This is a genomic window from Shewanella sp. YQ_9 (assembly GCF_043103185.1).
Lineage (GTDB): Bacteria > Pseudomonadota > Gammaproteobacteria > Enterobacterales > Shewanellaceae > Shewanella > Shewanella algae.
Map to the genome: position 1 here is coordinate 19,153 of NZ_JBICJO010000067.1, position 25,238 is coordinate 44,390.

The following is a 25,238-nucleotide window of genomic DNA, read 5'->3' on the forward strand; positions in this document are numbered from 1 at the left end:
TTTTCAATCAGTCCATTGGCCAATAAAACCCAGCATTGTCGCACAAGTTATCAGAGTGTTCACTGTGAAAAATCTATCTTTAACTGGCCTTGGCTCATGGGAGCCAGCTCCTTATTGATGCTTCCGGTAACAGATAAGGGCACAGCCAGTGTCAGCCGAATCAGCTCTGAAAACTCCCGCCCCTCTATCAACACATCGAGCCTCTGCAGCAGATGTTCGACATCGGCCAATTGGTCGTAACGGCAAACCAGACTGCCTTTTTCCCTAAGCATTTTGGTCTTGGTCGCCAGCCTGGGCAACATCTGCTTGAGCCCACTACTGTAGGCACGAACCAGCCCACCCACACCCAACTTGGTGCCACCATAGTAACGCACTACAACCGCGCCAATCTCGCCTATGCCAGCCCCCTGCAATACCGCCAACATGGGGCGACCGGCACTACCGCCCGGCTCGCCATCATCACTCGAACCCATGGCCGACTGCCCCATGGGTGCACCACAAATAAATGCCTGGCAATAATGACTGGCACCGGGATAACGCTGCTTTATCTGTTGTAGTTGCTGTTTAAACTCTTCCGGCGAATGACAGGGAAATACCAGAGAGATAAAGCGGCTGTGCTTTATCTCCTCTTCATATTCCAACTCCTCGGCCGCAATGGGATAACTTTCAATCAATGAGACCAGACTCTCGAGTCATGTTTTCGTTGCCATGGGCGTGAATTATGACATTGTCTTCGATGCGGATCCCACCAAACGGGCGCAAACTGGCGACCATGTCCCAATCCACTAACGCCTTGCGGCCATCTTGTTTGAGTGGCGCCAACAGGCTGTCGATGAAGTAGAGCCCGGGTTCTATGGTTACTACATGCCCGGGCGCCATAGTCCTGGTGCAGCGCAGAAACGGGTGCTCTTCCGGAGGGGCCACATGAGTGCCGCGTTCGTCATTGAAGAAACCACCTACATCATGCACCTGCAATCCCAACATATGCCCCAGCCCGTGAGGGAAAAACGCCCGGGTAATGCCCTGCTCCAGCAGCGTCTCTTGTGAGCCTTTGGCCAGGCCGGCTTCAAGTAACAGAGTCGCCAGCTGTTGATGAGCCAGCAGATGCAGCTCGGTATAACGTTTGCCGGGTCGCAAGTGCTCAATCAGTTGAAGCTGCAGTTGATTCATCGCCTGGATAAGATCGTGGAACCGATTTTTTTCAAAAGCATAGGTACGGCTGATATCGGCGGCATAGCCGTGGAAAGAAGCACCTGCATCGATCAGAAAAGACAACCTCTGCTGTGGGCTTTCATGCTCCAACGCAGTGTAATGCAAAATGGCAGCATTTTGGTTGAGGGCTATGATGTTGCCATAAGGAACCTGATTCTCCCCTTGTGCTATGGCACTTAGATATTGCTGCTGGATTTCAAACTCACTGGCACCACTGTAGAAGGCGTTCTTGGCCGCGCGATGGCCCTTGACCGCAATGCGGTTAGCCTGACGCATACATTCCAACTCGTAATCGGTCTTACAGGCACGATAAAAGTGCATGTAACTCATTACGGCTTCGGGATTACAGTTGTTAAACCCGAGCACAGAAGCCACTTCCAGGTGTTCACCTACATAGGCCCAGCGACCTTCGGCCACAGGCAGGAGGTCCGCCACCTTATCGGCCTTGGTCAAAATACGGATATCAAAACTGTCACACCAAAAACTTTGCGGCAGATCTGTCACCTTATGCCAGAAGTCTTCGGGACGGTAGAAGATCAGTACAGGCTTGTCACGACCATTGACCAGCAGCCAACAGTGAGGTGTTTCCAGTAAAGGCACCCAGGCCTTGAAATGGGGATTCACCTTGAAGGGGTAATCGATATCGTCCAGAAACTGCCTGTGTGGTTGACCCGAATGAATTGCCAATCCAGACAGTCCCTCACGGGCACAAATCTCGGCAACCCTTTGATTAAGAGTGTTTATATGTGATTGATAATGCTGAGCCAGTTGCATAATAAGCCGTCCCTGTTATCTGAAATCAAGGTTCCCCTTGCTATTGGAAGCTGTTCACAGTTACAACAAAAGCCAGTGTGCAGTGTATCACAAAGCTGAAATTTGCAGCTAACCGGTAAGCAATTAAACGATCGTTTAAATTGGGTGTTGTATTTTTCCTTTTTTCGAAGCACACTGAGCAACAACTGGTCAAATGATGGCCTGAGCTGCCCTACTCCTAAGCAATAAGGATGCAAGCAATGATCTACCAAAATTCGATGATTCAGGTTGAGTTACTCGAGAATAATATCGCCCGCCTTTGCTTCAATGCCGAAGGATCGGTAAACAAATTCGACCGCGCCACCCTGACCTCTCTGGATGAGGCACTGGACGCCATCAAAGCAGAATCCAGCGTTAAGGCACTGCTGCTGACATCGGCCAAAGATGCCTTTATTGTCGGTGCCGACATTACTGAGTTCCTTGGGTTGTTCGCCCAGGAAGATGAAGTACTCGTATCATGGTTGCAGCAAGCCAATGCGATATTCAACAAGCTGGAAGACATGCCTTTCCCAACTGCTTCTGCTATCAATGGTTTTGCCCTGGGCGGTGGTTGCGAAACCATTTTGGCCACAGACTTCCGCATTGCCGACACCAGTGCCCGAATCGGCCTGCCGGAAACCAAGCTGGGGATCATCCCGGGATTCGGTGGCACAGTGCGCCTACCCAGAGTGATAGGTGCAGACAATGCACTGGAGTGGATCACTACAGGCAAAGACCAACGCCCGGAAGCCGCTCTCAAAGTCGGCGCTGTAGACGCAGTAGTGGCTCCAGAGCAGCTCCAGGCCGCAGCACTACAGATGCTACAGGACGCGCTGGCTGGCAAACTTGACTGGCAGAGCCGCCGTCAACGTAAACAGTCGCCACTGACACTGCCCAAGCAGGAAGCCATGATGTCGTTCACCACAGCCAAGGGCATGGTGTTTTCCGTTGCCGGCAAGCACTATCCGGCACCAATGGCGGCGGTTAACGTTGTGGAAAAGGCAGCCGGTCTGGGGCGCGAAGAAGCCTTATTGGTAGAGCATCAAGCCTTTATTCAACTGGCCAAAACTGATGTGGCCAAGGCGCTGATCGGCATCTTCCTCAATGACCAACTGGTCAAAGGCAAAGCCAAGAAGGCCGCCAAACAAGCCAAAAACATTGAACAAGCTGCAGTATTGGGCGCAGGCATTATGGGCGGCGGTATCGCCTACCAAAGTGCCAGCAAGGGTACGCCGATTGTGATGAAGGACATAGCGCAGAAGGCGCTGGATCTCGGCCTTAACGAAGCGGCCAAGCTACTGACGGCCCAGGTAGAGCGTGGTCGCTCCACCCCGGCCAAGATGGCCAAAGTGCTCAACAACATCACCCCATCGCTCGACTACAGCGCCGTCAAAGACGCCAACATAGTAGTAGAAGCGGTAGTAGAACATCCCAAGGTTAAGGCGACTGTGCTGGCCGAAGTCGAGCAGCAGCTGGCTGCCGATGCCATCATAGCGTCCAACACCTCAACCATCTCGATTAACCTGCTTGCCAAGAGTCTGAAAGACCCTTCCCGCTTCTGCGGTATGCACTTCTTCAACCCCGTGCACAAGATGCCACTGGTGGAAGTGATCCGTGGCGAACATAGCTCGGAAGAAACCATCTCCTCTGTAGTGGCCTATGCCAGCAAGATGGGTAAGACGCCGATAGTGGTCAACGACTGCCCCGGCTTCTTCGTTAACCGGGTACTCTTCCCCTATTTCGCCGGTTTTAACGGCCTGCTGGCCGATGGTGCAGACTTTATCGCCGTCGACAAGGTGATGGAGAAACAGTTTGGTTGGCCTATGGGCCCGGCTTATCTGCTGGATGTAGTCGGTTTGGATACCGGCCATCACGCCCAGGCCGTCATGGCCGAAGGCTTCCCGGACCGTATGGGCAAAACAGGTAAAGACGCCATAGATATCATGTTTGGCCATGAGCGCCTGGGGCAGAAGAACGGTAAAGGTTTCTACCAGTATTCTGTGGATAAGCGTGGTAAGCCGAAGAAAGACAAGGATCCTGTCAGCTACGAATTACTGCAGACCGAATTCGGTGAACTCAAAGAGTTCAGCAGCGATGAAATCATCGCCCGCACCATGATCCCCATGATTATTGAAACCGTACGCTGCCTGGAAGAAGGCATAGTAGCCACCCCGGCCGAAGCCGACATGGGTCTGGTATATGGTCTTGGCTTCCCACCATTCAGAGGCGGTGTGTTCCGTTATCTGGATACCATGGGCGTTGCCAACTTTGTCGCCCTGGCTGACAAATACGCCCACTTGGGGGGACTCTACCAGGTGACCGATGGCATGCGTGAACTGGCAGCCAACAACGGTTCTTACTATCAGGCCTAATTTGCGGAAAGGATTTTAACCATGAAACAAGCAGTTATCGTAGATTGCATTCGTACACCCATGGGCCGTTCCAAGGCCGGTGTATTTAGAAATGTTCGTGCAGAGACACTCTCTGCCGAGTTGATGAAAGCCCTGCTGGTACGTAATCCCCAGTTGGATCCCGGCACCATAGAAGACGTTATCTGGGGCTGTGTGCAGCAGACTCTGGAGCAAGGTTTCAATATCGCCCGTAATGCCTCTCTGCTCGCGGGTATCCCCAAGCAGGTTGGCGCAGTTACCGTAAACCGTCTCTGTGGCTCCTCCATGGAAGCCATTCACCAGGCTGCAAGGGCCATCATGACTGGCATGGGTGACACCTTCATCATTGGTGGTGTTGAACATATGGGTCATGTTCCCATGAGTCATGGGGTCGACTTCCACCCTGGCCTGGCAACCCGGGTTGCCAAAGCAGCCGGTATGATGGGACTGACGGCGGAAATGCTCGGTCGCATGCACGGTATCAGCCGTGAAATGCAGGATGAGTTTGCCGTGCGCTCGCACAAACGTGCGCATGCAGCCACAGTTGAAGGCCGTTTTGCCAGAGAGATCCAGGCTATCGAAGGCCATGATGCCAATGGTGCCTTGATCAAAATTGATTATGACGAAGTGATCCGCCCTGAAACCAGTATGGAATCACTGGCGGGCCTGCGTCCCGTGTTTGACCCGGCCAACGGCACTGTTACCGCTGGTACCTCTTCGGCCCTGTCCGATGGCGCATCGGCCATGCTGGTGATGGAAGAAGAGAAAGCCAAGGCGCTGGGACTGCCTATCAGAGCTCGTATCAAGTCGATGGCGGTTGCCGGTTGTGACCCATCAATCATGGGCTATGGCCCGGTTCCAGCCACACAAAAGGCGTTGACTCGCGCAGGCCTCAGCATAGCGGATATCGATCTGGTTGAGCTGAATGAAGCCTTTGCCGCGCAATCTCTGCCTTGTGTGAAAGACCTAGGTCTTATGGAGTTGGTCGATGAGAAGGTTAACCTCAACGGTGGAGCCATCGCTTTGGGTCACCCTCTGGGTTGCTCGGGAGCCCGAATCTCTACCACTTTGATCAATCTGATGGAGAGTAAAGACGCGACTTTGGGTCTGGCAACCATGTGTATTGGTCTCGGCCAAGGTATTGCCACTGTGTTTGAGCGTGTCTGAGTAAATATCGCCAAGGCTGAGGGCGTATAAAGCAGCCCCTTTCAAGCGAACTCAAACGAAAACCGCTGCCTGGTCAGTTAAAGCCAAGCGGCGGTTTTTTATTGCCGTCAAATACTCAAGATTCCCCTCGTGATAGTTTGCTCTTAGTCCATTCTTCATCTTTACTTTCAGTAACTAATAACGGTGAAGAGAACATCATGCTCCAGACTGAACAGACACTGTTCGAGCAGATGCGGATCACTGAGCTGGAAATTGACTTCCGCAAATCCCTTTTTAATCTCGGCAGTCAGGACATCAAGGCTCTGCTTTCCTGCAAACCCATTATCGAACACAACATAGACAGGGTCGTAGACAGTTTTTATCAATTACAGACCAGTGTTTCCGAAATAGCCCTTCTAATTGGCGACTCAGACACTCTCGCTCGGTTGCGTACGGCACAAAGAAGGTATGTTATTGATTTATTTAGTGGTGTTTATGACCTTGAGTATGTTAACAACCGTCTGCGTATCGGTTTGGTACATAAACGTATCGGTGTGGAGCCCAAACTCTACTTGTCGGCGGTTCATACTCTAAAGTCGCTGCTCTACGAAGTATTGGCTACATCCATGACTAAGGAGCAAGAGTTTCAGGAAGCGAGAGTCGCCCTGGACAAGTTAATGTTGTTTGATGTGACCCTGGTATTCGATACCTACATTCGCAGCTTGGTTTCCGAAATAGAGAATGCCAAGTACAAGGCGGAGCAATACGCTCTCAGCATGGAGACCAAGGTAAAGCAGAGAACACAACAGTTGGAGGAGCTTTCGCGAACCGATCCCCTAACGGGGCTACTAAACGTCCGCCATCTGCAAGAAATAGCCACTAGAATCCTCCGAGCGGCACAAAGGAGAGCCGAGCCGGTCTCCGCCATCTATATGGATATAGATGACTTCAAAAACTTCAATGACACCCAAGGCCATAGACTAGGGGATGAAGTTCTCTGCACTGTCGCCAATGCGATAAAAAATACAGCCAGATTGGAGGACTGCTGCTTCCGTTATGGCGGAGATGAGTTCTGTATCATACTGCCCAACTGCCGCGAAGATCAGGCCAGAGAAGTATTTATCGACCGACTCAGGCAGTATCTACAACAATCACTCAAAGAGGTTTCTCTTAGTGTCGGTATTGCCGAAACCGGTCCCTATGAATATATGGAGCCCATGGCATTAATCCATCTGGCCGACGAGCGCATGTATGCCTATAAACGTTCCCGTAAGCAGAATACGACAGCAGAAACCGGCGGAGATCCGGAGACCGAAGATACAGTTAAGAGCTCAGAGTTGGATTAAGCACAGAACTATGTTCCACGTGGAACAATGCGGTAGAGCACAAAAAATAGCTGCCAACTTGGTTTGACCGCTGCCTTGGAGTAATATTAGCCACTTCTGTTGTTCTCGTTGTAAGAGGTTATATGAGTCAGGTCTTCGCCAGTGCCCAACATCAACTGGATGCTTTAGGTTTGAGGTGTCCGGAACCTGTCATGATGATTCGTAAAAAAGTCCGTCATATGGCCGAAGGAGAAACGCTACTCATCATCGCCGATGATCCGGCTACCACCAGAGATATTCCCAGCTTTTGCCAGTTTATGGACCACACCTTGGTGGCCAGTCAAACGGATAACCTGCCTTATCAATATTTGATTAAGAAGGGTCTCTAATTAACTCCATCAGGAAGGAACCTATGATTACCCTGCTCGCTATCGCTCATAAAAAGCAAAGAAACGCCCCGATGGATTTATTGCCTCATGCCGAAGTCAGTTTGGCCCAGGGTGTAGAGGGCGACGTATTCGGTAAACCGGGAAAGCGTCAGGTGACGCTGTTGTCCCAACAGCAGTGGCAACAAGCCTGTGCTCAATTGCAGACAGAGCTTCCCTGGACGAGCCGCAGAGCCAACTTGCTGCTGGATGGTCTTGAGTTTGCACCTGAGTTGGTGGGTAAATACCTGAAGATTGGTGAACAACTGGTTCTTGAACTTACCGGAGAAACAGACCCTTGCGGCAAAATGGAGCGAGCACACCCGGGGTTGGAAGCAGCATTAACGCCTGGTTGGCGTGGTGGCTGTACCGCCAAAGTGATCAATCCGGGAAAAATCAAACCTCAGGACCCGGTTCAGTTACTCGATAGCTGGCCAAATCGCAACTTAGACTTATAAAACATGGAAAACCAATTGATACAGTATTGAGGTTTTACTGTTAACAAATTTGTGAGATAACAGACAGTCGGTAACCGATAACTAAAATAAGGCCGCTGTCATGTTGAGACCTAAACTAACCCCTCTGTACACAGCTGTTTCATTGCTCTTTTCAGCTTCGGCATTCAGTGACGATCAAGCCCCCAAGTGGGATGTCAATGCCCCTCTGAATGCTCCTCTTGAACAAGCCAAAATTCAGGTATCTGAAGGTACCTGGATGAATCTGAGCCTGAGCCCGGATGGCAAATATCTGGTTTTTGATCTGCTGGGTGACATCTACAGAATTCCCGCTCAGGGCGGCGAAGCCAAACCTCTGGCACAAGGCATAGCCTGGCAGATGCAACCCGTCTATAGCCCAGATGGCAAATACATTGCCTTTACGTCGGATCAGGATGGCGGCGACAACATCTGGGTAATGAATGCTGACGGCAGTAATCCGCGTCCGGTAACCAATGAAACATTCCGCCTGCTCAACAGCCCGGCCTGGAGCCCAGACTCCCAGTATCTGGTGGCGCGAAAGCACTTCACAGCCAGTCGCAGTCTAGGAGCCGGGGAAGTCTGGCTTTATCATATTGCCGGTGGCGAAGGAGTTAAACTCACCGAGCGGCCAAATGATCAGAAAGATTTGGGTGAACCCGCCTATTCCCCTGACGGCCGATATATCTACTTCAGCCAAGATGCCACCCCAGGCAAGACCTTTCACTACTCCAAAGACTCGGTCAAAGGCATATACAAGATAAAGCGCTACGATACCCAAACCGGGGATATCGAAGTGCTTATCGAAGGCACAGGTGGTGCTATCAGGCCTACTCCGAGCCCGGATGGTAAACAGTTGGCCTATATCAAACGCGACGGTTTTCAGTCAACCTTATACCTGTTGGATCTGGCTTCCGGTAAAGAGCAAAAGCTCTATGGCAACCTTGACAGAGACATGCAGGAAACCTGGGCGATACACGGTGTCTATCCCACTATGGCCTGGAGTCCAGATAGTGCAGAGATCTATTTCTGGGCAAAAGGCAAAATCCACAAACTCGAATTGGCTTCCAAGCAAACGGCAGAGATCCCATTCAATGTCACCACAGAGCTTGCAGTGCAACCGGCGGTGCGCTTTAAGCAGGATATAGATCAGCAACAACTGGATGTCAAAATGCTGCGCATGGCTCAGGTGTCGCCAGATGGAACCAAAGTCATCTACGAAGCTCTGGGAAAAATCTGGATAAAACAGCTGCCGGACGGCAAACCGAAACGCCTGACCCGTTTGGATGAACAGTTGGAAGAGTTATTCCCTCAATGGTCCCGTGACGGTAAGCGAGTGGTGTTTACCACATGGAATGATCAGCAACAAGGCAGCGTTAGAACCATCAGTGCCCGAGGAGGAAAAACCACAACACTTACCCAAGAGCCGGGGAAATATATCGAGCCAACCTTCTCTCCCGATGGCAAACAGGTGGTGTTTCGTAAAATTGCCGGCGGCTATATTACCCCAAAAACCTGGAGTCAGGATCCCGGGCTCTACTTGGTTGACAGCAATGGTAAAGAACTAAAGAAACTCTCTGCTCAAGGCTTCCAACCACAGTTTGGTGCCGACAATGACAGAGTTTACTTTATAGAGAGTGGTGAAACGCCGCAGCTAGCCTCGATATCACTTAGTGGTTTCGATAAGCGGGTACACTACACCAGCAAACACGCCACCGAATTCAGGGTATCTCCCGATGGTAAACAGCTCGCGTTTGCCGAACGTTTCCGGGTTTGGGTCACCCCATTCGCCAAGCATGGTGAAACCGTTGATATCGGGCCTAAGGCGACTAATTTACCGGTGACACAGCTCAGTACCCGCGCCGGAGAGAGTATCAGTTGGGGCGCCAACAGCGATCAACTCTATTGGACCCTTGGCCCAGAACTCTATCAAGTGAGCCTGGATAACGACTATCGAGAGAAGAATGCTAAGGACAAGGTCCAAGTTACTGAGATTGGTTTTCAGACAGAGATGGATGTTCCACGTGGAACAATCGCTTTCGTCGGCGGTAAGATCATCACAATGGACAATGATAGGGTCATAGATAAGGGTGTGGTGTTGGTGAAAGATAACCATATCCAAGCCGTGGGTGAAGCCGGCATGGCTATTCCGGATGATGCCATGCTAGTGGATATCTCAGGTAAGACACTAATGCCGGGTCTGTTTGACGCCCATGCCCATGGCGCTCAAGGAGAAAACGAAATCATCCCCCAGCAGAACTGGCAGCTATATGCCGGCTTGGCCTTGGGGGTTACCAGCATCCATGATCCCTCCAATGACACTACAGAAATTTTTGCTGCTAGCGAGCAACAAAAAGCCGGAAAGATTGTTGGTCCGCGGATCTTCTCTACCGGCACCATACTCTATGGTGCCAACTTACCTGGCTACACCAGCCACATAGACTCATTGGATGATGCCAAATTCCACCTCGAACGACTTAAAAAAGTCGGCGCTTTCAGCGTCAAGAGCTATAACCAACCCAGACGCAATCAGCGTCAACAAGTCATAGCTGCGGCCAGAGAACTGGAGATGATGGTGGTTCCAGAGGGAGGAAGCCTGCTGCAGCATAATCTCACCATGATTGCCGATGGCCACACCACAGTGGAACACTCCCTGCCGGCTGCAGCAATCTACGACGACATTAAGCAGTTCTGGAGCCAAACCCAAGTGGGTTACACCCCCACCCTGGTAGTGGCCTATGGTGGCATTTCGGGTGAAAACTATTGGTACGACAAGACTGATGTCTGGGCTCATCCACGATTGTCAAAATATGTTCCAGCCGATCTGTTGCGGGCTCGCTCCATGAGAAGGCCTACCGCACCGGATGAACATTACAACCACTTCAATGTGGCCAGAGTCGCCAATGAGGTGAATCAATTGGGGATTCATCCCAACATTGGTGCCCATGGTCAGCGCGAAGGCTTGGCTGCTCATTGGGAGATGTGGATGTTTGCCCAGGGCGGTATGAGCAATATGGAAGTGCTGAAGACGGCAACGCTTTATCCCGCCAAGACCTTCGCTATGGACCATCAACTTGGTTCGATAACGCCGGGCAAATTAGCCGACCTTATTGTTATCGACGGTAACCCGCTAGAGGATATTAGGGTCACAGACAGGGTCACTCATACTATGGTCAATGGCAAACTCTATGATGCCGAAACCATGAATCAACTCAATGGTGATAAGAAGCAGCGCCAGCCCTTCTTCTTTGAAGAGATTTAAAAAAGATTACGCCCGACGTAAATACGGAAGGATGTTCCACGTGGAACATCCTTTTATTTTATAAGCAGTAGCAGTGCCAAAGATAACAGTAGGTAGCTCACAAGCGCCGGCAACAGGAAACGGATGAGTGTAGGCATGATGGCTTGTTTGCCAAAGCTGAGTCGCAGTAAAGTATCACCCACCCGAACGGCCCACAAGTTCACCAGCGCCAGAGTTGGCAATGTAAATAGCGCTCCAATAAACACACTAACGCCATCACTAAGCGTCAATAATCGACCCAAGGCAAATGCGATAAACATCCAGAATAACATGCACAATGGCAGATAGATTATCGTCGCAAAGGGCCCTGGCCCCGGACCAGAACTGAACAGTAGCAGCAAAAAACGGCGACGCCGGGAAAATTTAATCATGGGGATAACAACAGCAATCCAACAGATGATCGTTGACCATGCCTACAGCCTGCATAAAGGCATAGCAAATTGTCGGGCCACAGAAGTTAAACCCCAGTTTTTTCAGCGCCTTGGACATAGCCTCCGACTCTGGTGTTTGAGCCGGAACCTGAGTCAGGGTTTCAAAGCGATTCACTTTGGGTACCCCGCCGACAAAACCCCAAAGAAATTCTGAAAAATCATTACCTTGTTCCACAAATGCCAGATATGCCTTGGCGTTTCGAACTATGGAATTCACCTTAGCTCGATTGCGCACTATCCCTGGGTCTTGTAGCAATTCCTCTATCTTGGCTTGGTCGAACCCGGCAATGACTTGGGGATCAAACCCGGCAAAGGCGCGTTCATAGTTGGCCTGCTTTTTGAGAATGGTCAGCCACGACAAACCAGCCTGCTGACCATCGAGACAGAGCTTGGCAAACAGTTCTTTGGCATCGTAAACCGGCCTTCCCCATACCTTGTCGTGATATTCCTGATAGAGAGGATCATCAGTCACCCAGCCACAACGAACTATATCCATTACTCAAAATCCCTTAAATCGTTAAATCCGATAAAAAATAACCTACATAAGCCTATATCGACAAGGTATAATCGAAACCATTTTCTATTAATAGCTGACAGCAGTAGATATGACGACGAAACACGACGTGAAGACATTCCAGGGTTTTATCTTAACCCTGCAAGAATACTGGGCGCAGCAAGGTTGCGCCATAGTTCAACCCCTGGACATGGAGGTCGGTGCCGGCACCTTCCATCCACAAACCTTTTTGCGTTCATTGGGCCCAGAGCCGATGAGCAGCGCGTATGTCCAACCATCGCGCCGCCCTACCGATGGCCGCTATGGTGAAAACCCCAACCGTCTTCAGCACTACTATCAGTTTCAGGTCGTATTGAAACCTTCACCGGATAATATTCAGGAGTTGTACCTAGGCTCACTGCAAGCCCTGGGTGTAGACCCAAGTATCCATGATATCCGTTTCGTTGAAGACAACTGGGAATCACCTACCCTGGGTGCTTGGGGCCTGGGCTGGGAAGTTTGGCTCAACGGTATGGAAGTCAGCCAGTTCACCTATTTCCAACAGGTTGGTGGCCTCGAATGTAGCCCGGTAACCGGCGAAATCACCTATGGTCTAGAACGTCTTGCCATGTATATTCAAGGCGTAGACAGCGTCTATGATCTGGTTTGGACTGACGGCCCAATGGGAAGGATCACCTATGGTGACGTGTTCCACCAAAACGAAGTGGAGCAGTCGACCTACAACTTTGAACATGCCGATGTCGACTTCCTGTTCGGTCTGTTCGATCAGTGCGAAAAAACCTGTCAGCACCTGCTTTCACTGGAAAAACCTCTGCCTCTGCCCGCTTATGAGCAAGTGATGAAGGCCTCACACGCCTTCAATCTGCTCGATGCCCGTCACGCCATCTCTGTGACCGAGCGTCAGCGCTACATCCTGCGGGTGCGCACCATGGCCAAGGCGGTAGCCGAAGCTTATTACCAGGCGCGTGAAGCCCTGGGCTTCCCAATGTGCAAATGAGGTAGAACTAATGAATTTTGACAACTTACTCATAGAGATAGGTACCGAAGAGCTGCCACCAAAAGCTTTGCGCACTCTGGCAGAGTCTTTTGTAAACAACTTCTGCGAAGAGCTGGACAAGGCCGAACTCAGCTATAGCAAGGCACACTGGTATGCCGCTCCGCGCCGTTTGGCGCTCTACATAGAGCAACTGGCCCTGGCACAACAGGATAAAGTGGTTGAGAAAAGAGGCCCAGCGGTCAGCTCGGCCTTTGATGCCGACGGCAAGCCAACCAAGGCCGCCGAAGGCTGGGCCCGCGGCAATGGTATCAGCGTTGCCGAAGCCGAGCGTCTGGTGACAGACAAGGGGGAATGGCTGCTGCACCGCGCCAAGGTTGAAGGTGTGACCACTGAAAGCCTGATCCCGGCCATGGCCCAGCGCGCCCTGGATAAGCTGCCTATCCCCAAGCCTATGCGCTGGGGCAGCAACAAGACTCAATTTATTCGCCCCGTGCATACAGTTACCATGTTGTTGGGTGACAAGCTGGTTGCCGGTGAGCTGTTGGGTATCACCTCCGCACGTACCATTCGTGGTCACCGCTTTATGGGCGAAGCCAGCTTCGAGCTGGATCATGCCGACAACTACCTCAGCAGCTTGAAAGAGCGCGGCAAGGTGATTGCCGACTATCAGGCCAGAATGGATATCATCAAGACAGACGCCGAAAAAGCCGCTGCCGAGTTGGGTGGCCGTGCCGATATCGCCGACGAACTGCTTGAAGAAGTCGCCTCCTTGGTTGAATGGCCTGTGGTACTGACAGCGGCTTTCGAAGAGAAGTTTTTGCAGGTGCCCGCCGAGGCTCTGGTCTACACAATGAAAGGCGATCAGAAATACTTCCCGGTATTTGATGGCAACAATAAGCTGATGCCCAACTTCATCTTTGTGACCAATATTGAGTCCAAAGATCCGGCGCAAATCATTGCCGGAAATGAGAAAGTTGTCCGCCCTCGCCTGGCCGATGCCGAATTCTTCTTTAACACAGATAAAAAGCAATCACTCGAGTCACGCATTGCCAGCCTGGAAACCGTGGTATTCCAGAAGCAATTGGGCACCCTTAAAGACAGAGTGGAGCGCATCTCCTGTGTGGCCGCAGCCATTGCGGCCAAAATCGATGCCAACCAAGCCGATGCCAAGCGGGCCGGTCTGTTGTCCAAGGCCGATTTGATGACCAATATGGTTATGGAATTTACCGACACCCAAGGCACCATGGGTATGCATTACGCGCGCCTCGAAGGGGAAACCGAAGCCGTTGCACTGGCATTGGAAGAACAGTACAAGCCCAAGTTCTCCGGTGATACTGTGCCTACAGCGCCGGTATCCTGCGCCGTTGCACTGGCAGAGAAGCTGGATACCCTGACCGGGATATTCGGTATCGGCCAGGCTCCTAAAGGCGCTGCCGACCCCTTTGCCCTGCGCCGCGCGGCCATAGGTGTACTGAGGATCATTGTTGAGAACAAACTGCCACTGGATCTGGTCGAACTGATTGGCTGTGCCATCAAGGCTCACGGCAGCAACCTCAGCAATCAGCACTGCGCCGAAGAGGTGCTGGAATTCCTGATGGGCCGTTTCCGCGCCTGGTATCAGGATAAAGGCATCAGTACCGATGTGATTCTGGCGGTTCTGGCCCGTCGGCCGACTCGTCCGGCCGACTTTGACAGCCGTATCCAGGCCGTCAGCCATTTCCGCAGCCTGGAGCAAGCCGCCTCTCTGGCCGCAGCCAACAAGCGGGTTTCCAATATTCTCGCCAAGGTTGAAGGTGAATTACCAAGCGAAGTCGATACTGCCCTGCTGCAGGAAGATGCCGAGAAGGCCCTGAATCAAGTTCTGAGCTCACTTCAGCCACAACTTGAGCCCTTGTTTGCCAAAGGGGAATATCAACAAGGATTGACCCTGCTATCGACGCTGAAAGAGCCGGTAGATACCTTCTTTGAAGATGTGATGGTAATGGCCGACGATGAGGCGCTGCGCCGCAATCGTCTGGCACTGCTGAACCAGCTGCGGAATCAGTTCCTGCGAGTGGCCGATATATCACTGTTGCAGTGATGGCAGTTGCAGTGATGCCAAACAGCTAAAAAACGCGCCGAAAGGCGCGTTTTTTCATTTTATTTCAAGCAGTTTCTGATGCCACTGTTCAAACATTTCCCGGCTGACATTGGCTTCCTTCAACAAGGCATCCAGCAATTCCGGGGGCAACTTATCCTCTTCCACCAGCATAGAGCATTCACTGATCAGATTGGCTTGCCAAATCAGCTGGCTTAAACGATTTTCCGGCTTGGCACCGACATTGGCCAGAGGTTGCAGTACAATCTCAAATGCCTTGGGTAACTGCCAGCAACTCACCAGCAGGCTACTCAATGACAAGGAGCGCGCCGTCATCACCTGACGGAACAGCCAGGACTTGGGCTGCTCGCCAGGGTCGGCCTGATTGAAAGCATCGAGCAACAGCTTGAAGATGGCTATCTTGCCAACATCGTGCAGCAGCCCCACCATAAAAGCTGTATCCGGTTCTTCGGTTTCCAGTTCTCCGGCCAGGAAAGCCACCTGTAGTGAATGGCGCCACAAATGGGCCCCAAAACGGCGAAAGTAGATGGGTTTGATATCTATCATCTCTTTCATCATGCAGGTAGTCACTATCCGTCTTAGTCTGTTGCTGCCCAGTTGAACCAGAGCCTGCTGGAGACTGGTTATCTGCCGCTCGCTGCGGCGAAAAGCCGCCGAGTTACAGATGCGGATCACCTCGGCACTCAATACGGGATCTTGCTGAATCAGTACCACTATATCCTGACTATCAAATTCTGGATCGCTGAGTTTGTTGTCCAGCTCCAGTATACGACCAGGGATCTGCAGTACAGAATCGGCAATCTGCTGCGGTGAGGCCAGTGCCTGCTCAATGTCGCTCATGACTCGCTTTTCGAGTTTATTGGCAACGCCACCGCTATTCTGGCTGCTGACGGAGAACAGTAAACTGTAAAACAGTGCAGTAGCATCGACGGCAGCCACCAGTTCGTCAGCCTCAGTCTCCCGCGAGCGGCTCAATGCTTGCTGCTCATGCTGGATATTGGGCGGGGCTTCGTTGAAGCTTTTTGGTCGCTCTACTTCAACGTTTTCCCTGACATTAAACAGTTTCCTGAAGATTCCTATCACTTGATTTCCTGCGCAATTATTCCACCCCAGATGGTTCAGTATAATCGCTATTTCCTAAAGTTAACGCGGTAAACACCCAATAAAAAAGGAAGGCCTGAGGCCTTCCTTTTAAAGATAACAAGCTGTTTGATTAAACGTCGAGGTTAGCCACGTTGAGGGCGTTGGCTTCGATAAAGTCGCGTCTTGGCTCAACCTGATCGCCCATCAGAGTGGTAAACAGCTGATCGGCCGCTATCGCATCTTCAATAGTGACCTGCAACATGCGGCGGCTCTCGGGATCCATGGTGGTTTCCCATAGCTGCTCTGGGTTCATTTCACCCAGTCCTTTATAGCGCTGGATATAGAGACCGCGCTTGGACTCAGCAATCAGCCAGTCAAGTGCTTCAACAAAACTGCTGACCTCTTTGACCCGCTCACCGCGTTTAACATAGCCGCCGTCTTCAATCAGATCACAGATCTGCTCACCCAGCTTGGCGATACGCTCATAATCGCTGGAATGGAAGAAGTCATAACCAAACAGATAATGGGTATCTATACCGTGTTTGCGCACAATGAGCTGCGGCAGATACACCTTACGCTCTGGGTCCAGCACAGTTTCCATCTTGTAGATAACGCCGCCATTCTCTTCATCTTCAAGATCCTGCAGCAGGCCTTTGCACCAAGTGGTCATAGCGGCCTCATCGGCCAGCATTTCGGCGGTCACCCGTGGACGATACAGCATGCGGTTGGTCACATTGGTTGGGTAACGCTTTTCCAAGCGCTCAATGATGGCTTCCACTTCGCGATACTGATTAACCAGACGCTCCAAGCCTTCACCAGACATGGCCGGTGCATCCTTGGACGGATAGATGCAGCCGCCATCCAAAGCCTGAGTGGTCAAGTATTCAGTCAATGCCGGCTCATCTTTCAGATACTGCTCCTGCTTGCCTTTCTTCACTTTGAACAAAGGAGGCTGGGCAATATAAACAAAGCCACGCTCGATCAGCTCAGGCATCTGACGGAAGAAGAAGGTCAACAGCAGCGTACGAATGTGCGAGCCGTCGACGTCAGCATCCGTCATGATGATGATGTAGTGGTAACGGGTTTTTTCCGGATCATATTCATCACGGCCGATACCGCAGCCAAGGGCAGTGATAAGAGTCGCCACTTCCTGAGAAGACAGCATCTTGTCGAAGCGAGCCTTCTCTACGTTAAGAATTTTACCCTTGAGTGGCAAAATAGCCTGGTTCTTTCTGTTTCGGCCCTGTTTGGCACTACCGCCGGCCGAATCACCCTCCACTATGTAGATTTCAGAAAGACCTGGGTCTTTTTCCTGACAGTCAGCCAATTTACCCGGCAAACCACCCAAATCCAGAGCACCTTTACGACGGGTCATCTCGCGGGCCTTACGGGCCGCTTCACGGGCGCGGGCAGCGTCAATAATCTTGCCAACAATCATCTTGGCATCGGCTGGGTTTTCCAGCAGATAGTCATTCAGCTTCTCACCCATGGTCTGTTCCACGGCGCCTTTGACCTCACTGGAAACCAGCTTGTCTTTGGTTTGGGAGCTGAACTTGGGGTCAGGAACCTTCACAGAAACCACTGCGGTCAGGCCTTCACGGGCATCATCACCTGTGGCGTTGGTCTTGCCCTTCTTGTTGAAACCCTCATTCTCCATGTAGTTGTTCAGGTTACGGGTCAATGCCGCCCGGAAACCTGCCAGGTGAGTACCACCATCACGCTGGGGAATGTTGTTGGTAAAACAGAAAATGCTTTCCTGGAAACCGTCGTTCCACTGCATGGCCACTTCAACAGTGATGCCATCATCCCGCTCTTGGGAGAAGTGGAATACATCCTTATTCACCGGAGTCTTGTTACGGTTCAGGTACTCTACGAAGGCCTTGATACCGCCCTCATAGTGGAAAAACTCATCTTTGTTGTCGCGCTCGTCAATAAGACGGATACCCACGCCTGAGTTCAGGAATGAAAGCTCGCGAATACGTTTGGCCAACAGCTCATAATGAAACTCGGTATCAGTAAAGGTTTCATGGCTGGGCCAGAAACGAATTTCAGTACCTGTCTTGGTTGCTTCACCGATTTCCTTGATAGGCTCTTGCGGCTCACCATGCTTGTAGAACTGCTCATAAACCTTGCCATCGCGGCGAATGGTCAACTGCAGCTTTTCCGACAGGGCGTTAACCACTGACACACCCACACCGTGCAAACCACCGGAAACTTTATAGGAGTTGTCGTCGAACTTACCGCCGGCGTGCAGCACTGTCATAATAACCTGGGCAGCCGATACCCCTTCTTCAGGGTGAATGGCAACCGGAATACCACGACCATCATCTTTGACAGATACAGAGCCATCAACATGGATGGTGATCACTATGTCACTGCAGTGGCCCGCCAAAGCTTCATCGATAGAGTTATCGACGACTTCGAATACCATGTGATGCAGACCCGTGCCATCGTCGGTATCACCAATATACATCCCAGGTCTTTTACGTACCGCATCAAGGCCCTTAAGGACCTTGATACTCGAAGAATCGTAACTGTTCTCTGACATATTATTCTCTCATCGGTTATTCAATGACCGTTACCCGCCCCTGTTCCACCTGAAAAATCCGGCTTGGGGGCGTGCTTAATGAATCTGATATTGCTGCCGGGTCAATCGCAGTGACAAACACTTGCGCCCCGGTTTCGCTCAACTGCCGCAGCAATAACTTCCTGTGTTTCGCATCCAACTCTGACGGCAGATCGTCGACCAGATAGATACTATTCTTATCTATTTGTTGTTTAAGCAACTTTCCTTGTGCTATTCGCAGTGCACACACCAACAACTTCAGCTGACCACGGGACAAAGCATCCTGAGCGGGTAGATTACCCACTCTGAGTCTCAAGTCGGCTTTATGGGGGCCACTGACGGTGTGCCCCATGGATAGATCCCGGGAATAAGACGCCTGTAACAGGGTCGAAAACTCAGTTTTACTATCCCAACCACGGGTAAAGGAAACCTTGATATCAACCTGTGGTAAAAACTCCCCGATTATACCCTTAAGTAGCTCATTTAACGAGTCTACATATGCCTTTCGTATCTCGGTGACCAACTCGGTATAACGGATAAAATCCCGGTCCCAGTATGCGATTTGCTGGTAGGCTGCACCATCCTTAAGTAATTGATTACGTTGCTTGAGGATCCGCCTTACATTGACCCAGGCCTGATAAAACTGGGGATCGCAATGAAACGCGCCCCAATCGATAAACTGGCGCCTGGCCTTGGGGCCTTCAAACAATAGCGAAAAGCTCTCTGGGGTGATTACCTGAATAGGCAAGGTGTCGGCCAGCACAGACAGGCGCTTTATCTTCTCGCCATCCATTCTGACCTCGGTTTCGCCGCTGCGAAACCGCCGTAGCCCCAACTTACTATCACCGGAGGGCAGGCTCAAATTGGCAAACAGGGTCAACTGATCCTGTTGGTTATTGATCACCCTCTGAGACAGATGACTGCGAAACGAGCGGCCCATCCCCAGAAAGTAAATCGCCTCCAGGACACTGGTTTTGCCACTGCCATTTTGGCCGTAAATAAGATTCAGCCCAGTGCCGGGGAGCAGTTGGGCTGAATCGATATTACGAAAAGCTTGGATATTGAGACGAGTTAGACTCATTTATGGCCCAAAGTCGCCCCTAGAGGCGCATCGGCATCACCACGTACATGGAGTCTTCCTCGACGTGGTTTTCAATCAAGGCACTGGAGTTACCGTCACTGAGGGTGATCCTCACTTCATCGGCCTTGAGACCATTGAGCACATCCAGCAGATAAGAGACGTTGAAGCCGATTTCGAGCGGCTGACCGGCGTAATCCACATCGATTATCTCTTCGGCTTCTTCCTGCTCCGGGTTATTGGCGGTGATCTTGAGCAGCGCATTTTCCAGCTGCACCCTGACACCACGGAATTTCTCATTGGACAGGATAGAAGCCCGCAATAGTGCTTGCTTAAGCTGATTGCGACTGGCCAGCACTATCTTGTCGCCGCCTTTGGGCAATACCCGGCGATAATCCGGGAAGCGACCATCCACCAGCTTACTGGTGAACACGGCGCTGGCTGTGGTAGCACGAATGGCGTTATCACCAATGGCAATATGGATATCCTGCTCTTCACTGTCCAGCAAGCGAGCCAGCTCCATCACCCCTTTACGAGGCACGATCACCTGATTTTCCGGCAAAGAGGCTGCTATTTCTCTGTGACTCAGAGCCAAGCGGTGGCCGTCTGTTGCAATGGCGCGCAGTACATTACCCTCGGTTTCCAGCAGCAAACCGTTGAGATAGTAACGCACATCCTGGTTGGCCATGGAAAACTGAGTAGCATCTATCAGTGACTTGAGTGTGCCCTGCTTGAGGTTAAATTCGATGGCGGGCTGGAAACTCTCGACATTGGGGTATTCTTCCGCCGGTAGCGTCGCCAACGAGAAACGGCTGCGACCGCTGCGAAGCAGCCACTTGTTTTCCTGCTGCTCGATCTTGATTTCGCTCTGCTCAGGCAGTGACTTGACAATATCGAGCAGTTTCTTGGCCGGCACTGTGGTGCGACCTTCCTGCACTTCGCCACTGACCTCGGCACTGCCGACCAATTCCACCTCAAGATCTGTACCCGTCATCTTGAGTGAGTGATTACTTACTTCCACCAGGAGGTTTGCCAGAATGGGCAAGTTATGGCGTCTTTCCACCGCGCCACTGACCAACTGGAGCGGCTTTAATAGGGCATCCCTATCGATCGAAAATTTCATGGTCCTGTTCCCTGATTAAGAAGATAAGGTTCTAATCAAGTTGGCATAATCTTCCTTAATGTCGTGACTCTCTTCCCGCAGCTGTGCAATCTTGCGGCAGGCATGCAACACAGTTGTATGGTCACGACCACCAAAAGCATCACCTATCTCAGGTAAGCTCTGATTGGTTAATTCTTTAGATAACGCCATGGCCATCTGCCTCGGTCTCGCCACACTGCGGGAACGGCGCTTGGACAGCATATCGGCCATCTTGATCTTGTAGTATTCAGCCACTGTTTTCTGAATGTTGTCTATAGTGACTAATTTTTCCTGCAGAGCCAAGAGGTCACGCAAGGCTTCGCGCACAAAATCAATGGTTATTGGCCGACCGGTAAAGTTGGCATTGGCGATAACCCGGTTCAATGCCCCTTCCAGTTCACGCACGTTGGAGCGTAAACGCTTGGCGATGAAGAAGGCCACTTCATCCGGCAAGTTGATCCCACTCTCCTGCGCCTTGCGCATCAAAATGGCGACCCGGGTTTCCAGCTCAGGCGGCTCGATGGCCACGGTAAGACCCCAGCCAAAGCGCGACTTGAGCCGATCTTCCACACCGTCGATCTCTTTCGGATACCGATCCGATGTCAAAATGATCTGGTGATTGCCTTCAAGCAAGGCATTAAAGGTGTGGAAAAACTCTTCCTGGGATCTGTCTTTATTGGCAAAAAACTGAATGTCATCGATAAACAGGGCATCAACACTGCGATAGTAACGCTTGAAGTCTTCGATGGCATTGTTTTGCAACGCCTTGACCATGTCCTGCACAAAACGCTCTGAGTGCATATAAACCACTTTGGCGTTAGGATTATTCTTGATAATGCCGTTGCCTACGGCGTGCAGTAGGTGAGTCTTACCCAAACCGGTACCGCCATATAGAAACAGAGGGTTATAGGCACCACCCGGGTTTTCAGCCACCTGCAATGCGGCCGCCTTACCCAGTTGGTTGGACTTACCTTCAACAAAGTTGTCGAATTGGTAAGTGGGGTTAATATTGCTGCGATAGCTGTGGTTTACGGCTGGTTCAGCGGCAGTATTAAAGGTTGCACCTTTACCGGCCGCACTCTTGGGAGCACTGACAGAGGCCTTGGTCGCAGTTGGGGTCTGAACCTGGGGCTTGGCCGACGGACGACTACCGATATCAAACCTGAGTTTTGGCGCATCATTGCCCAAATGCTCAGTAAAAAACTGATTGATAATGTTGAGATATTTATCCCGAACCCAATCAAGCACGAACCGGTTTGGTGCATAGATCACCAGGGTATCCCCATCCATTTCGGCCTGTAACGGTCTGATCCACATACTGAATTGTTGAGCAGAAAGCTCATCTTGCAGTCGTCCGATACATTGTTGCCAAAGTGAAACCGCCACTTACTTATCCCCAAAAGATCGCCTCGAAAGGAGGGTATTCTATAGTGAGATCTGAATAATCGCTATCCTTTAAGTGTAATTATCCCCAGCCGGATCCCAATCATCAGATCCACCGGATCCGGATCGATCCACCAAGATCCACTATTTGGTGAAACGGTTAAAATCCCGCTTTATAAAGCGATCCACCCTGATCTATAATCAGCGACCGCCGATCTGCCAAGAGATCAATGGATCCACAAGATGTAGTGTCCGTACACAGAGTTATCCACATCCTGTGGTGAACTCTGCTCTACAGATCGCGAAAATGCCGAGATAAATTACCTTGAGAAGGGCTGCGCGTGTTGACTGCTCTGACTAAAGTGATTACAATTCGGCCTCTTTTTTGCCCTTACCTCGTACGAGAGATAAGGTAAATTCACTAACAAAGACGGATTGCCATCATGAGTAAACGTACTTTTCAACCTAGCAACCTGAAGCGCAAGCGTTCTCACGGCTTCCGCGCTCGTATGGCTACAGCGAACGGCCGTAAGGTACTGGCTCGTCGCCGTGCCAAAGGTCGCGCTCGTCTGTCTGCTTAATTGCGAGTAGACAACTAGGTGACTCGTTACACCTTTACGCGGGAGTTACGCTTGCTAACTCCCGCGCAATTCAAAACTGTATTTACCAACCCCATTAAAGCCTCCTCAGCTGAAATAACCCTGCTTGCTGTACCCAATGAGATGCAACATCCGCGTCTTGGACTTACTGTGGCCAAACGCCATGTAAAGAGAGCCAATCAACGCAATCGCATCAAGCGGGTGATCCGAGATAGCTTCCGCCTTAATCAACATGATTTACCTCCACTGGACATAGTGGTGCTGGTTCGCGGCGGTGTGCTGGATATGGATAATGAACAGCTCAGAAAGCTGGTAGAAAAGTTATGGCGCAAACTCAGTCGCCGTTTCAATGGCTGATAATCAAGGCTATCAGAGCCTATCAACTCCTTATCAGCCCACTGCTGGGGCCTCGCTGTCGCTTTAATCCAACCTGCTCTCACTACGCCATAGAAGCTGTGCGAGTGCACGGAACGATTAAAGGGAGTTGGTTTGCAATCAAACGCATATTAAAATGTCACCCTTTACATCCGGGCGGCAGTGATCCCGTCCCCCCTAAAAATGACAGGTGTAATAAATAGGCTATGGAATCTCAACGCAATTTACTGCTTATCGGCCTGCTGTTTGTCAGCTTCTTGCTGTGGCAACAGTGGCAAACCGATAAAGCACCCAAACCCGCTGTAACTGAAAATACAGTTGCCACTTCCGTTCAAGAGACAACTCACAGCGCTGACGTTCCGGTTGCCAAATCAGGCATGCCAGGAGAAACGGCCGTGGCGTCCAAAGATCTTATCAGGGTCACCACAGATCAACTGGATGTACTGATCAACCCTGTCGGTGGTGACATAGTGCATGCTGCTCTGGTTTCTCACAAACTGGAACTGAACAAAGATGAACCGTTTGTCCTGTTGGAACAGAAACCCGGTTTTGTTTACATAGCCCAGAGTGGCCTGATGGGCACCGGCGGTACTGACAGTGTCAATAGCCGTGCCACCTATTCTGCCAGTGCCAAGGAATTCACCCTTGCCGATGGCCAGGATACACTGTCGGTTCCTTTGAGTTACACCGCAGCAAACGGCGCCAAGTACACCAAGATCTACACCTTCCACAAAGGCCAGTTTGCCGTGGGAGTTGAATACAAAATTGACAACACCACTTCTGAGCCGCTGCAGGTTCAGATGTACGGTCAGATTAAACAGACCATCAAACCTTCAGACAGCAGCATGATGATGCCTACCTATCGTGGTGCCGCCTTCTCAACTGCCGATATCCGCTACGAGAAGTACAAGTTTGACGATATCCAGGAAAAGGATCTGGAGAAGGAAACCAAAGGTGGCTGGGCCGCCATGCTGCAACACTACTTTGTGTCAGCCTGGGTTCCACCAAAGAATGAAACCAACACCATATTCACCAGAGAGAGCTCAGGAACCGCCAACATTGGCTACCTGGGTGAGCCAAAGACAGTAGCCCCGGGCACTGAAATGACCCTGAGCGCCGACTTCTACGTAGGTCCAAAGGATCAAGCCGCCCTGTCCGAGCTGTCTGATACCCTTAACCTGGTTGTAGATTATGGCTTCCTCTGGTGGCTGGCTGTACCTATCTACAAGCTGCTGATGTTCTTCCAGTCAATAGTGGGTAACTGGGGCTTGGCCATCATACTGATCACCCTGACGGTGCGCGGTATTCTGTTCCCGCTGACCAAGGCGCAATACACCTCCATGGCCAAGATGCGTAACCTGCAACCAAAACTGCAGGAGCTGAAGGACAAATTCGGTGATGATCGCCAGAAGATGGGCCAGGCTATGATGGAGTTGTACAAGAAGGAAAAAGTGAACCCTATGGGTGGCTGTCTGCCTATCTTGCTGCAAATGCCTATCTTTATTGCCCTTTACTGGGTACTGATGGAAGGTGTTGAACTGCGTCATGCGCCGTTCATGCTGTGGATTGACGATCTGTCGGTACAGGATCCTTACTACATTCTGCCGCTGCTGATGGGTGTTTCCATGTTCCTGATGCAAAAAATGCAGCCAATGGCACCGACCATGGATCCTATGCAGCAGAAGATGATGCAATGGATGCCGGTAATCTTTACTGTGTTCTTCCTCTGGTTCCCATCCGGTCTGGTACTCTACTGGTTGGTGGGTAACATAGTTGCCATTATCCAGCAGAAGATTATCTATGCCGGCCTGGAGAAAAAAGGCTTAAAATAAGCCGATTTTGGGTCAAATGATCAAAGGCGGCCTAAGGGTCGCCTTTTGCTTTTATAAATACGTTTTCAAGGGTTAAT

20 protein-coding genes are annotated in these 25,238 nt (G+C 51.1%); 12 read left to right on the forward strand and 8 right to left on the reverse strand.

Annotated features, from left to right (window positions below; genetic code table 11):
• Window positions 1–59: 59 nt before the first annotated feature.
• Together ACF8D4_RS18360 and pepQ are read right to left on the reverse strand one after the other, a co-directional pair.
• Window positions 60–674, reverse strand: coding sequence for a YigZ family protein (locus ACF8D4_RS18360; protein ID WP_144191694.1), 615 nt, complete (start codon window positions 672–674; stop codon window positions 60–62).
• Entirely contained in the window at window positions 667–1,989 is a 1,323-nt protein-coding gene (gene pepQ, locus ACF8D4_RS18365; RefSeq protein ID WP_208184312.1) for a Xaa-Pro dipeptidase, read from the reverse strand. Before pepQ ends, ACF8D4_RS18360 begins: the two co-directional genes overlap by 8 nt.
• A gap of 236 nt (window positions 1,990–2,225) precedes the next feature.
• On the opposite strand from pepQ, the gene fadB reads away from it, so the two are divergent.
• From fadB to ACF8D4_RS18395, 6 genes are all read left to right on the forward strand, one after another.
• On the forward strand, window positions 2,226–4,376 hold the full coding sequence (fadB, locus tag ACF8D4_RS18370; protein WP_392466131.1) for a fatty acid oxidation complex subunit alpha FadB: 2,151 nt from the start codon (window positions 2,226–2,228) through the stop codon (window positions 4,374–4,376).
• Between the two features lie 21 nt (window positions 4,377–4,397).
• On the forward strand, window positions 4,398–5,561 hold the full coding sequence (gene fadA, locus ACF8D4_RS18375) for an acetyl-CoA C-acyltransferase FadA (RefSeq protein WP_044735608.1): 1,164 nt from the start codon (window positions 4,398–4,400) through the stop codon (window positions 5,559–5,561).
• A gap of 197 nt (window positions 5,562–5,758) precedes the next feature.
• Window positions 5,759–6,886: a diguanylate cyclase domain-containing protein gene (locus ACF8D4_RS18380; protein ID WP_025011831.1), complete on the forward strand. Its 1,128-nt coding sequence runs from the start codon at window positions 5,759–5,761 to the stop codon at window positions 6,884–6,886.
• 122 nt (window positions 6,887–7,008) lie between these two features.
• Window positions 7,009–7,254 carry a sulfurtransferase TusA gene (gene tusA / locus ACF8D4_RS18385; protein ID WP_392466133.1) on the forward strand — a complete coding sequence of 82 codons (246 nt, stop codon included), beginning with the start codon at window positions 7,009–7,011 and terminating at the stop codon, window positions 7,252–7,254.
• A gap of 23 nt (window positions 7,255–7,277) precedes the next feature.
• Window positions 7,278–7,748, forward strand: coding sequence for an MOSC domain-containing protein (locus ACF8D4_RS18390; RefSeq protein WP_342200258.1), 471 nt, complete (start codon window positions 7,278–7,280; stop codon window positions 7,746–7,748).
• A gap of 100 nt (window positions 7,749–7,848) precedes the next feature.
• Window positions 7,849–11,025 (forward strand): amidohydrolase family protein, encoded by a 3,177-nt coding sequence (locus ACF8D4_RS18395; RefSeq protein WP_392466135.1) that lies wholly within the window; start codon window positions 7,849–7,851, stop codon window positions 11,023–11,025.
• A gap of 402 nt (window positions 11,026–11,427) precedes the next feature.
• On the opposite strand, the gene ACF8D4_RS18400 is transcribed toward ACF8D4_RS18395, so the two are convergent.
• Window positions 11,428–11,991 carry a DNA-3-methyladenine glycosylase I gene (locus ACF8D4_RS18400; RefSeq protein WP_025011835.1) on the reverse strand — a complete coding sequence of 188 codons (564 nt, stop codon included), beginning with the start codon at window positions 11,989–11,991 and terminating at the stop codon, window positions 11,428–11,430.
• A 109-nt stretch (window positions 11,992–12,100) separates the two neighbouring features.
• Between ACF8D4_RS18400 and glyQ the strand changes: the two genes are divergently transcribed.
• Window positions 12,101–13,006 (forward strand): glycine--tRNA ligase subunit alpha, encoded by a 906-nt coding sequence (gene glyQ, locus ACF8D4_RS18405; RefSeq protein WP_028780936.1) that lies wholly within the window; start codon window positions 12,101–12,103, stop codon window positions 13,004–13,006.
• Window positions 13,007–13,016: 10 nt separating this feature from the next.
• Window positions 13,017–15,086: a glycine--tRNA ligase subunit beta gene (glyS, locus tag ACF8D4_RS18410; RefSeq protein ID WP_392466138.1), complete on the forward strand. Its 2,070-nt coding sequence runs from the start codon at window positions 13,017–13,019 to the stop codon at window positions 15,084–15,086.
• Between the two features lie 54 nt (window positions 15,087–15,140).
• Here the strand turns inward: glyS and ACF8D4_RS18415 are convergent, their stop codons facing one another.
• From ACF8D4_RS18415 to dnaA, 5 genes are all read right to left on the reverse strand, one after another.
• Window positions 15,141–16,187: an HDOD domain-containing protein gene (locus ACF8D4_RS18415; protein WP_372584257.1), complete on the reverse strand. Its 1,047-nt coding sequence runs from the start codon at window positions 16,185–16,187 to the stop codon at window positions 15,141–15,143.
• Window positions 16,188–16,317: 130 nt separating this feature from the next.
• Entirely contained in the window at window positions 16,318–18,735 is a 2,418-nt protein-coding gene (gene gyrB, locus ACF8D4_RS18420; protein ID WP_025011716.1) for a DNA topoisomerase (ATP-hydrolyzing) subunit B, read from the reverse strand.
• A 16-nt stretch (window positions 18,736–18,751) separates the two neighbouring features.
• Window positions 18,752–19,834 (reverse strand): DNA replication/repair protein RecF, encoded by a 1,083-nt coding sequence (recF, locus tag ACF8D4_RS18425; protein ID WP_062793861.1) that lies wholly within the window; start codon window positions 19,832–19,834, stop codon window positions 18,752–18,754.
• 19 nt (window positions 19,835–19,853) lie between these two features.
• Entirely contained in the window at window positions 19,854–20,954 is a 1,101-nt protein-coding gene (gene dnaN, locus ACF8D4_RS18430) for a DNA polymerase III subunit beta (protein ID WP_107111426.1), read from the reverse strand.
• A 15-nt stretch (window positions 20,955–20,969) separates the two neighbouring features.
• The gene (dnaA, locus tag ACF8D4_RS18435) at window positions 20,970–22,358 is read right to left on the reverse strand and encodes a chromosomal replication initiator protein DnaA (protein WP_025011718.1); all 1,389 of its coding nucleotides are present in this window, start codon (window positions 22,356–22,358) and stop codon (window positions 20,970–20,972) included.
• A 440-nt stretch (window positions 22,359–22,798) separates the two neighbouring features.
• On the opposite strand from dnaA, the gene rpmH reads away from it, so the two are divergent.
• Genes rpmH through yidC form a run of 4 tightly spaced genes read left to right on the forward strand, consistent with a single transcriptional unit; the run spans window position 22,799 to window position 25,161 of the window.
• Window positions 22,799–22,936, forward strand: coding sequence for a 50S ribosomal protein L34 (rpmH, locus tag ACF8D4_RS18440; RefSeq protein WP_011758135.1), 138 nt, complete (start codon window positions 22,799–22,801; stop codon window positions 22,934–22,936).
• An 18-nt stretch (window positions 22,937–22,954) separates the two neighbouring features.
• Window positions 22,955–23,311, forward strand: a complete 357-nt coding sequence (rnpA, locus tag ACF8D4_RS18445) for a ribonuclease P protein component (protein WP_025889662.1) — start codon at window positions 22,955–22,957, stop codon at window positions 23,309–23,311.
• A complete protein-coding gene (gene yidD / locus ACF8D4_RS18450) occupies window positions 23,278–23,532 on the forward strand; it encodes a membrane protein insertion efficiency factor YidD (RefSeq protein ID WP_081737191.1) in 255 nt (84 codons plus the stop codon). Before rnpA ends, yidD begins: the two co-directional genes overlap by 34 nt.
• Before the next feature lie 3 nt (window positions 23,533–23,535).
• Window positions 23,536–25,161, forward strand: coding sequence for a membrane protein insertase YidC (gene yidC / locus ACF8D4_RS18455; RefSeq protein ID WP_071237020.1), 1,626 nt, complete (start codon window positions 23,536–23,538; stop codon window positions 25,159–25,161).
• Window positions 25,162–25,238 lie beyond the last annotated feature (77 nt).

Bases quoted from the DNA above. Each gene is read 5' to 3' on its own strand.
- dnaN (WP_107111426.1), bottom strand. From the start codon at position 20,954: ATGAAATTTTCGATCGATAGGGATGCCCTATTAAAGCCGCTCCAGTTG.
- ACF8D4_RS18400 (WP_025011835.1), bottom strand. From the start codon at position 11,991: ATGGATATAGTTCGTTGTGGCTGGGTGACTGATGATCCTCTCTATCAG.
- ACF8D4_RS18395 (WP_392466135.1), top strand. From the start codon at position 7,849: ATGTTGAGACCTAAACTAACCCCTCTGTACACAGCTGTTTCATTGCTC.
- yidC (WP_071237020.1), top strand. From the start codon at position 23,536: ATGGAATCTCAACGCAATTTACTGCTTATCGGCCTGCTGTTTGTCAGC.
- recF (WP_062793861.1), bottom strand. From the start codon at position 19,834: ATGAGTCTAACTCGTCTCAATATCCAAGCTTTTCGTAATATCGATTCA.
- ACF8D4_RS18390 (WP_342200258.1), top strand. From the start codon at position 7,278: ATGATTACCCTGCTCGCTATCGCTCATAAAAAGCAAAGAAACGCCCCG.
- tusA (WP_392466133.1), top strand. From the start codon at position 7,009: ATGAGTCAGGTCTTCGCCAGTGCCCAACATCAACTGGATGCTTTAGGT.
- fadB (WP_392466131.1), top strand. From the start codon at position 2,226: ATGATCTACCAAAATTCGATGATTCAGGTTGAGTTACTCGAGAATAAT.
- gyrB (WP_025011716.1), bottom strand. From the start codon at position 18,735: ATGTCAGAGAACAGTTACGATTCTTCGAGTATCAAGGTCCTTAAGGGC.
- yidD (WP_081737191.1), top strand. From the start codon at position 23,278: ATGGCGCAAACTCAGTCGCCGTTTCAATGGCTGATAATCAAGGCTATC.
- fadA (WP_044735608.1), top strand. From the start codon at position 4,398: ATGAAACAAGCAGTTATCGTAGATTGCATTCGTACACCCATGGGCCGT.
- rpmH (WP_011758135.1), top strand. From the start codon at position 22,799: ATGAGTAAACGTACTTTTCAACCTAGCAACCTGAAGCGCAAGCGTTCT.
- glyS (WP_392466138.1), top strand. From the start codon at position 13,017: ATGAATTTTGACAACTTACTCATAGAGATAGGTACCGAAGAGCTGCCA.
- ACF8D4_RS18380 (WP_025011831.1), top strand. From the start codon at position 5,759: ATGCTCCAGACTGAACAGACACTGTTCGAGCAGATGCGGATCACTGAG.
- glyQ (WP_028780936.1), top strand. From the start codon at position 12,101: ATGACGACGAAACACGACGTGAAGACATTCCAGGGTTTTATCTTAACC.